At 73.3% G+C, this 9,050-nt stretch carries 7 protein-coding genes and 1 pseudogene; all 8 read left to right on the top strand.

Going from position 1 to position 9,050, the window contains the following annotated elements:
- Positions 1 to 129 (top strand): annotated as a pseudogene (locus ACI794_RS20605) (methyl-accepting chemotaxis protein); the annotation flags it as partial.
- Positions 130 to 212: 83 nt separating this feature from the next.
- Entirely contained in the window at positions 213 to 1,835 is a 1,623-nt protein-coding gene (locus tag ACI794_RS20600; RefSeq protein WP_456617257.1) for a methyl-accepting chemotaxis protein, read from the top strand.
- A gap of 158 nt (positions 1,836 to 1,993) precedes the next feature.
- Positions 1,994 to 4,405 carry a chemotaxis protein CheW gene (locus tag ACI794_RS20595; RefSeq protein ID WP_456617256.1) on the top strand — a complete coding sequence of 804 codons (2,412 nt, stop codon included), beginning with the start codon at positions 1,994 to 1,996 and terminating at the stop codon, positions 4,403 to 4,405.
- 1 nt (position 4,406) lies between these two features.
- Entirely contained in the window at positions 4,407 to 4,859 is a 453-nt protein-coding gene (locus ACI794_RS20590) for a chemotaxis protein CheW (protein WP_456580253.1), read from the top strand.
- Positions 4,860 to 5,158: 299 nt separating this feature from the next.
- Entirely contained in the window at positions 5,159 to 6,061 is a 903-nt protein-coding gene (locus ACI794_RS20585; protein ID WP_456604253.1) for a hypothetical protein, read from the top strand.
- Between the two features lie 483 nt (positions 6,062 to 6,544).
- Positions 6,545 to 7,672, top strand: a complete 1,128-nt coding sequence (locus ACI794_RS20580) for a protein-glutamate methylesterase/protein-glutamine glutaminase (protein WP_456617255.1) — start codon at positions 6,545 to 6,547, stop codon at positions 7,670 to 7,672.
- Complete coding sequence (locus ACI794_RS20575; RefSeq protein ID WP_456604251.1) at positions 7,669 to 8,493, top strand: CheR family methyltransferase; 825 nt, start codon at positions 7,669 to 7,671, stop codon at positions 8,491 to 8,493. The genes ACI794_RS20580 and ACI794_RS20575 overlap by 4 nt, the downstream gene beginning before the upstream one ends.
- A gap of 1 nt (position 8,494) precedes the next feature.
- Complete coding sequence (locus ACI794_RS20570; protein WP_456604250.1) at positions 8,495 to 8,878, top strand: response regulator; 384 nt, start codon at positions 8,495 to 8,497, stop codon at positions 8,876 to 8,878.
- Positions 8,879 to 9,050: the final 172 nt, after the last annotated feature.

Here is a 9,050-nt window from a genome sequence, read left to right as displayed (position 1 = left end):
AACATCTCCGGGGTCTCCAGCGCGGCGGACTCCACCACCCAGGCGCTGACCCAGACCCGGTCCGCGGTCGACGAGCTGTCCCGGATGGCCGCCGACCTGCGCACCACGGTCGGCAACTTCAAGTACTGAGCGGCCGTCCCCGGCGCCGGCCACCCGGTCGGCGCCGGGGAGCGGGCGGAACCTCACCTCCCTCACGACCAGGAAGAGCAGTCATGTCACAGCGCAGCACCGGCCGCAGCATCGGGGTCCGCGGCTCGATCCTCGCCGTCGGCGCGGCCGGGATGGCCGCGGCCGTCGCGGTCGGCGGCTTCGCCCTCGCGGGTCTCGGCTCGGCGGGGGAGGCCCGCCACCACGTGGCCGACCTGAACGACGCGCTGGGCCATGCCCAGCGCATGGAGTACTACAACGCCGACGTCAGCGGCTGGCAGACCGCGTACGCCTGGGATGCCCGGCTGAGCGGCCCGGTCGTGGCGGTCCAACCCACGAGCGCCAACCGGGCGGGCTTCCTGGACGCCGCCGAGGGGCTCCGTGACGAGCTCCAGGCGATGCCGATGGAGCTCCTCGATGCGGACGAGGCGGCGGCCTACGAGCAGATCCGCACCCAGTGGCAGGAGTTCTTCGCCATCGACGACCAGGTCGTCGCGCTGTACGAGCGGGGCACGCCCGCCGACACGGACGCCGCGGACGCCTTGATCTTCGGGCAGGGCTACGACATCTACTTCGGCATCATCGAGCTCACCGAAGAGCTCAAGGCGTCCCTGGACGACCGCGTGGCAGAGGCGACCGCCGAGGCCGAGGCGCAGGACTCCCGGACCCGGTGGACGATGATCGCGGTCATCGCGCTCGGTGCGCTGATCGTCGCGGGGTTGGCGCTGGCCGTGGCCCGCAGGATCGTCCGTCCCCTCAACGAGGTCGTCACCGTGGCCGGTGCCCTCGCCGCCGGTGACCTCACCCGGCAGACCGGGGTGCAGCGCGAGGACGAGGTGGGCCGGGTCGCAGCGGCCATCGACAGCGCCGTGGTGCAGCTGCGCACCGTGATGTCCGCGGTCGTGGGTGCGGCGGACGCGGTCGCCGCCAGCAGCGAGGAGCTGTCGGCCTCGTCGGCGCAGATCGCGTCGTCCGCGGAGGAGACCTCCGCCCAGGCCGGCGTGGTCTCCGGTGCGGCGGAGGAGGTCTCCCGCAGCGTGGAGACGGTGGCCGCGGGTGCCGAGCAGATGGGTGCCTCGATCCGGGAGATCGCCAGCAACGCCGCAGAGGCCTCCGAGGTCGCGGCCCGCGCCGTGACCGCTGCGGAGACCACGACGGCGACGGTGGCGAAGCTGGGGGAGTCCTCCGCCGAGATCGGCAACGTGGTGAAGGTGATCACGAGCATCGCCGAGCAGACCAACCTGCTGGCGCTGAACGCCACGATCGAGGCCGCTCGTGCCGGTGAGGCCGGCAAGGGCTTCGCGGTGGTGGCCAACGAGGTCAAGGAGCTGGCGCAGGAGACGGCGAAGGCGACCGAGGACATCGCCCGCCGGGTGCTGGCCATCCAGGGCGACACGACCGCGGCGGTCGCGGCGATCGAGGAGATCAGCTCGATCGTCGCGCAGATCTCCGACCGCCAGACCACCATCGCCAGCGCGGTGGAGGAGCAGACGGCGACGACGAACGAGATGTCGCGGTCGGTGCAGGAGGCCGCCGGGGGATCGGGGCAGATCGCCGCGAACATCACCAGCGTCTCCACGGCGGCGGACTCCACCACCCAGGCGCTGACCCAGACCCGCACCGCCGTCGACGAGCTGTCGCGGATGGCCGGCGACCTCCGGGCCGCGGTGGGCCGGTTCAGCTACTGAGCACCACCAGCCCGCCCCGGCGACGGTCGGATGCAGCGGCGGGCTGCCGATAACACGGCTGACGGGCGTCGGCGCGGGTTCACCTTGACTCCGCCGACGGCCCGCCGATGACCCAGCGGGGCCGCCTGTGCCCCGTCGCGATGAGAGAGAAGGCAGCAGTGGACGGTCTGGACGACATCGTCGAGGAATTCCTCGTGGAGAGCCACGAGAACCTCGACCAGCTCGACACCGACCTGGTCGCGCTCGAGCAGGAGCCCGACTCCCGCGAGCGGCTGTCCAGCATCTTCCGGACCATCCACACGATCAAGGGCACCAGCGGCTTCCTGGCGTTCAACCGCCTGGAGGAGGTGACCCACGTCGGGGAGAACATGCTGTCCCGCCTGCGGGACGGCGAGCTCGCCCTGACGCCGCAGCGCACCAGCGTGCTGCTGCAGATGGTCGACACGGTCCGGTCGCTGCTGACCTCCATCGAGGCCTCCGGCGGCGAGGGGTCGGTCGACGTCTCCGCCGTCGTCGCCGCGATCAGCGCCGCCATGGAGGACGGCCCGGTCGCCGCTGCCGAGGCCCCTGCGCCGGCCGTGGCCCAGGAGGCCGCTGCGGCGGTGCCCGCCCCCCGGGCCCCCGCGAAGGCCGCCGCCAAGGCCCCGGCCAAGGCCGCCGCGCGGAAGACCCCCGCGAAGGCGCCCGCCAGGGCAACCGCCAAGGCCCCGGCCACGCGGACGCCGCGCGCCAAGGTCGCCGCCGCTCCCGTCGCCGCTCCCGTCGCCGAGGAGCGCCTGGTGCCCGAGCCCGTCGTCGACCACCCCGAGGGGGAGGCCGCCCACCCGGAGGCGGCCGGTGGCCAGACCCGCCGCGCCGTCGCCGACAGCACGATCCGCGTGGACGTCGACCTGCTCGACGAGCTGATGCTGCTCGTCGGCGAGCTGGTGCTCACCCGCAACCAGATCGTGCAGAACGTCGCGCGGCAGACCGACACCGACCTGATCCGCGCCTCCCAGCGCCTCAACCTGATCGCCAGCGAGCTGCAGGAGGGGGTCATGAAGACGCGCATGCAGCCGATCGACCACATCTGGTCCAAGCTGCCGCGCGTCGTCCGCGACCTCGGCCTCCAGCTGAAGAAGTCGATCCGCCTGGAGATGGAGGGCCGGGACACCGAGCTCGACAAGACCCTGCTCGAGGCGGTCAAGGACCCGCTGACCCACCTGGTCCGCAACTCCGTCGACCACGGCATCGAGGCGCCCGAGGACCGGAAGAAGGCCGGCAAGCCCGCCGAGGGCGTGCTCACCCTCCGCGCCCGGCACGAGAGCGGCCAGGTCGTGGTCGAGGTGGCCGACGACGGCGCCGGCATCGACCCGGTCAAGCTCGGCGCCAAGGCGGTCCAGCGCGGCCTGCTCACCCAGGACGCGCTGTCCCGGATGAGCCCGGCGGACATCCTGCAGCTGATCTTCCTGCCCGGCTTCTCCACCGCCGCGGCGGTCACCAACGTCTCCGGCCGCGGCGTCGGCATGGACGTCGTCAAGACCAACATCGAGTCCATCGGCGGCACGATCGAGGTCGAGTCCGATGCCGGCGTGGGCACCGTCTGCCGGCTGCGCATCCCGCTGACGCTGGCGATCGTCCCGGCGCTGACCGTCGAGTGCGCCACCGACCGCTACGCCATCCCGCAGATCAGCCTGCAGGAGCTCGTCTCCCTGGACGCCGAGAAGGCCGTGAACGCGGTCGAGGAGGTCGGCGGGGCTCAGGTCTACCGGCTCCGCGGCGAGCTGCTCCCGCTCGTCCGGCTCACCGACGTCCTGGGCCTGACCTCCGAGCGGCACGACGGGCACGTGGTCATCGCCGTGCTCCGCTCCGAGGGCCGCCGCTTCGGGCTCGTCGTCGATCGGGTGATCAACACCGAGGAGATCGTCGTCAAGGCGGTCGGCGGCCAGCTCAAGTCCATCGGCCTCTACTCCGGGGCGACCGTCCTCGGCGACGGCACCGTCGCCCTCATCCTCGACGTGCAGGCGCTCGCCCGGCGGGCCCTGCGGACCGAGACGACCGACCGCCAGGAGGCCCGCGCCGGCTCGCTGCAGACCGTGGCCACCGAGACCGACCGGCAGCGCATGCTGCTGGCCGCCATCGGCGGCGGCCGCCGGGTCGCCATCCCGCTGGACACGGTCACCCGCCTCGAGCAGGTGCGCGCCGAGTCGGTCGAGAAGGTCGGCAACCGCGAGGTCGTCCAGTACCGCGGCGCGATCCTGCCGATGGTCCGGCTCGACCGGCACCTGGGTGCCTTCGGCGAGTCCGACCGCGAGGTGCTCGAGGTCATCGTCTACGCCGACCACGGCCGCAGCGTCGCCATCGTCGTCGAGGAGATCCTCGACATCGTCGACGGCGAGGCCGCGGTGCGCAGCGACATCGACGACATGGGCCTGCTCGGCTCCGCCGTCCTGGGCGACAAGGTGACCGAGCTGCTCGACGTGCGGGCCGCCATCCTCGCCGCGGATCCGCAGTTCTACTCGGCCGCCCCCAGCGCCACCCACCCCTCCTCGACGCCCTCCGGCGTCCCCGACGCACTGCTGGAGGTCTGACGTGACCGAATCGACGCTCACCCTGGCGCCCGCGACCAGCGGCCAGCTGGCCACCTTCCGGCTCGACGGTGATCTGTACGGCATCGAGGTCGAGCACGTGCAGGAGGTGCTGCGCAGCCAGCAGCTCACCCGCGTGCCGCTCGCCCCGACGGCCGTCGCCGGGCTGATCAACCTCCGCGGCCAGGTGGTCACCGCCATCGAGCTGCGGGAGCGGCTCGGCCGGCCGGCGCGCCCGGAGGGCACCGACCCCGTCGTCATCGTCGTCCGGCTGCACGGCGAGGCCGTCAGCATGCTCGTCGACTCCATCGCCGACGTGGTGGACGTCGACGCCGGCGACTTCGAGGCGCCGCCGGACACCCTGGAGGGCCAGGCCCGCGATCTCATCCGCGGCGCCTACAAGCTCGACGGGAAGCTGCTGCTGGCCCTGGACGTGCAGAAGGCCGTCAGCGCGTAGCACGGTGTCGTCCTCCGGTCCGGGGCCCACTCGGCACGACACCACACCGCGGCACCGGGCGGCGGGGAGGGACCACCTCCCCGCCGCTCCGGCGTTTCCGGGACCGGGACGCGCGACGACCGGGGCAGCACCTGCGGTAGCGACCGGTCACCAGGCGTGATCAATCGCTGACCGCGCACGGTGCGACACGCGCTGTAGGGGTACAGGCGCTCCTGCGATGGGGTGACGGGCGCATGGTGCTGCCCCGCCCGGGCAGCCAGCATGGGTTCGTCCCGTTCCCGGAGCCCTGGAGGCGTGCCGTGCCCTACTCCCTGGTGAGTGCCGCCACCTTGGGCTTCGACCTGGTCCGCCTGCCGGCCGGCCGGCAGGTCGCCGAGGTCCTCCTCGCGGGCCTCGGGGCCGACGAGCAGGCGCTCACCCGCCTCGCCGGGGTCCACCCGGGTCGTGGGCTGGACCGCGAGCAGCGCGGGGTGCGCGCCGTCCGGTCGCGCCGCGCCCGGGAGATGGCCGCCGCCGTGCCGCACGTGCGCACCGCCGCGGGCGCCGCCGAGGGCGCCGGGGACCGCACCGCCCTGCTGGTGCGCCAGCTGGAGCAGGGCACCATCGGCGATGCGCCCACGCTGGAGCGGCTGCTCCGGGACGACGTCCTGGGCCACGAGCACGCCCTCGCGGGCCGGCTCGGCGCCGACACCTGGGAGCAGGCCGCCGACGTGCTGGCCGACGCCGCCGTCGGCTTCTGGGCCGCCGGGGTCCTGCCCCCACTGGTGCGCCGCGACCTGACCGCCGCCTTCGACCGGGCCCTGGACGCCGGCCCGCTGGCCGGTCCCGCGGGCTGGGGGCTCGAGCACGCCGGGGAGCTGACCGGCTTCCTCACCGCCGTCCGGGAGCTCGACGAGGGCGGTCGGTCGCGCTGGCGGGCCGCCGTCGACGAGGGGCGCGCCGCCCACCGGCCGTGGGCCACCGCGATGCACGAGGCCTCGTGGGGTGCGCACGTGTCCGGGCGCACCCGGGCGCTGGCCTCGGCGCAGCTGCTCGCCGTCCAGGCCTTCCTCGACGGCGGCTTCGACCTGCACGACGGCGCCGCCGGCGTCTGGAACGCCGTGGCCGGGTGCGTCCAGGCGCTCGTGCTCGACGACCTGCTGGGCAGCGAGAGCGCCGCCGTGCTCCGCGCCCCGGGCCGACGGGTCTCCGCCCTCGCCTGACCGGCCCGCGGCTGTCCGCGCCGCGTCGCATCCCTCCCGCTCGGCGACCATTTCCGGGGCACTTGTCGACAATGGCCCGTGCGCCGCTCTCCCGCCATCGTCGACAATGATGGGCGACCAGGAAATAGCGCGGCACCTTTTCGCGTGTCGGCTTCACCCGCCCTCTCCGCCGCCGAGAATCTGAGTCGGCACCAGTCCGCCGAGTCCGCGATCCACCGCGCGGCCATGCGGATCTGGGGCGTTCCGGGGAGCACGGCGCTCCCGCACCGGAGACCTCCACGACCATTCCTCGGAATGTCGGTCGCGGTCACCGGTCGGTGGTGCCGTGCATTTCGGCGCCGCGCCGGGGCGCACCCGTCGTGATCATCCGAGAAATGCGGGCGACATCGGACGCCGCACCGCCGACGGGCTCAAGCCGGACGCGGAGATGCCGATACAGACAACGAGCCCGCCGGTCGGCGCGGGCAGGGGCCAGGAGGACGTGTGAACCCGATCCGGGTGATGGTGGTCGACGACTCGGTCGTCGTCCGCAAGATCGTCACCGACGTGCTCTCCGCGGACCCGGAAATCGAGGTCGTGGGCACCGCCGTCAACGGCAAGGTGGCCCTCGGCAAGCTGGCCGCGCTGGAGCCCGACCTGGTCACCATGGACATCGAGATGCCGGAGTTGAACGGCATCGAAGCGGTCCGGGGGATCCGCGGGGGCGGCGCCGGCCGGGCGTTCACCCGCCTGCCGATCATCATGTTCAGCACGCTGACCGAGCGCGGCGCGACCGCGACCCTCGACGCCCTCTCGGCGGGGGCCAACGACTACGTCACCAAGCCGGCCAACGTCGGCAGCGTGGCCCAGTCGATGGAGAGCGTCCGCGAGCAGCTGATCCCGAAGATCAAGGCGCTCACCGGCCGCCCGGTGACGACGCCGGCCCGGGCCGCGGCTCCCGCGGTCCCGCCGCCCCGCCCCGCCGTGCCCCGCACCGGTCCGGGCAAGAAGCCGGCGGTGCTGGTCATCGGCTCCTCCACCGGTGGTCCGGAGGCGCTCGCCCGCGTGCTTCCCGCCCTGCCGGCGAACCTCCCGGTGCCTGTCCTGCTGGCCCAGCACATGCCGCCCGTCTTCACCCGCCAGTTCGCCCAGCGGCTGGACCGGCTCTCGCCGCTGCGGGTCGTCGAGGCGGTGGACGGCACACCTCTCGCGCCGGGCACCGTGCACCTGGCCCCCGGCGACCACCACCTCGTCGTCCGGAACAACGGGCGGGCCGGGTACAGCACCGCGCTGAACCAGAACCCGCCGGAGAACTTCTGCCGCCCCGCGGTCGATCCGCTCTTCCGCTCCGCGGTCGCCGCCTACGACGGCGCCGTCCTCGGGGTCGTGCTCACCGGCATGGGCGCCGACGGGCGGAACGGCTGCGGCGAGATCCGCAACGCCGGCGGCACCGTCGTCGTGCAGGACCAGGCGACGTCGGTCGTCTGGGGCATGCCCGGCGCCGTCGCCCAGGCCGGCTACGCCGACGAGGTGCTGCCGCTCGAGCGCATCGCCGAGGCGATCCAGCGGCACCTCGCGGGTGCCGCCGTCCTGAACACCAGCACCCCAATGGCCGTGGGAGGTCGTCGATGAGCCTGACCGCGACCAGTTTCGACTGGGTCCGTGACCTGGTCCGCAAGGAGAGCGCGATCGTCCTCCAGCCGGGGAAGGAGTACCTGGTGGAGGCCCGGCTCCTGCCGATCGCCCGACAGATGGGCATGACCGACGTCGGCAAGCTCGTGGAGAGCGTCCGGGTGCGCCCGGACGCCGACCACACCCGCCGGATCGTGGAGGCGCTCACCACCAACGAGACCTCGTGGTTCCGCGACGGCGACCCGTTCACCGCCTTGACGTCGACCGTGCTCCCGTCACTGCTCCAGGCGCGTGGCGCCAACGAGCGGCTGCAGATCTGGTCGGCGGCCTGCTCCAGCGGGCAGGAGCCGTACACGATCGCGATGCTCCTGGACGACGCCCTGCCCAACGCGGCCTCTCGCGTGTCGATCACCGCGACCGACCTCTCCCGCGAGATGGTGCAGCGCACCCGGGCCGGCCGGTTCAGCCAGCTGGAGGTCAACCGCGGCCTCCCGGCGCCGATGCTGGTCCGGCACTTCACCCGCTCGGGCAACGAGTGGGAGGTGTCGCCGAACCTGCGCCGCATGGTCAACGCCTGCGAGTGCAACCTGGCGGCGCCGCTGCCGCGGATGGGGCCGTTCGACGTCGTCTACCTGCGCAACGTCCTCATCTACTTCGACCTGCCGACCAAGCAGTCGATCCTCCGCCGCGTGCGGGACCTGATGCGACCCGACGGCTGGCTGTTCCTCGGCGCCGCCGAGACCACCCTCGGCGTCGACGACTCCTGGGAGCGGGTCGTGATCGGCCGCAGCTCCGCCTACCGCCCACTGAAGGGGGCCTGACATGCGTGCCTTGGTGATCGACGACTCGCGCGCCATGCGCCGGATCGTCAGCGGCATCCTGACCGGTTTCGGCTACGAGGTCCGGGACGCCGAGCACGGCCGCGCCGGCCTCGACGTGCTGGACGAGGGCTGGATCCCCGACCTGGCCACCATCGACTGGAACATGCCGGTGATGGACGGGCTGCAGTTCGTCTCCGCCGTCCGCACCAACCCGGCGTGGCGGTCGATGACCATGATGATGGTCACGTCGGAGAGCGAGCACACCCAGATCGTCCGCGCCCTGGCCGCCGGCGCGCACGAGTACGTGATCAAGCCGTTCACCGCCGACGCCATCCGCGACAAGCTCGCGCTGCTCGGCCTGCTCCCGCAGGAGATCGCCCTGTGACGACCACCGACACCGGCCAGCGGCGTCGCGCCACCGACGCGCGCCTGGTCATCACCGACCTGATCGACGAGACGACCGTCGAGTCGAGGGGCGCCGCCGCCGGGGGCGCCCCCCCCGGGCCCGACGCCGGCCACGTCCCCCGCCCCGCCCAACACCCCGGGCACAACCACTC

This window comes from Blastococcus sp. SYSU DS0541, assembly GCF_054050875.1.
The sequence above is the reverse complement of the archived record's forward strand: the minus strand, read 5'-3'. Positions and strand labels throughout refer to the sequence as shown.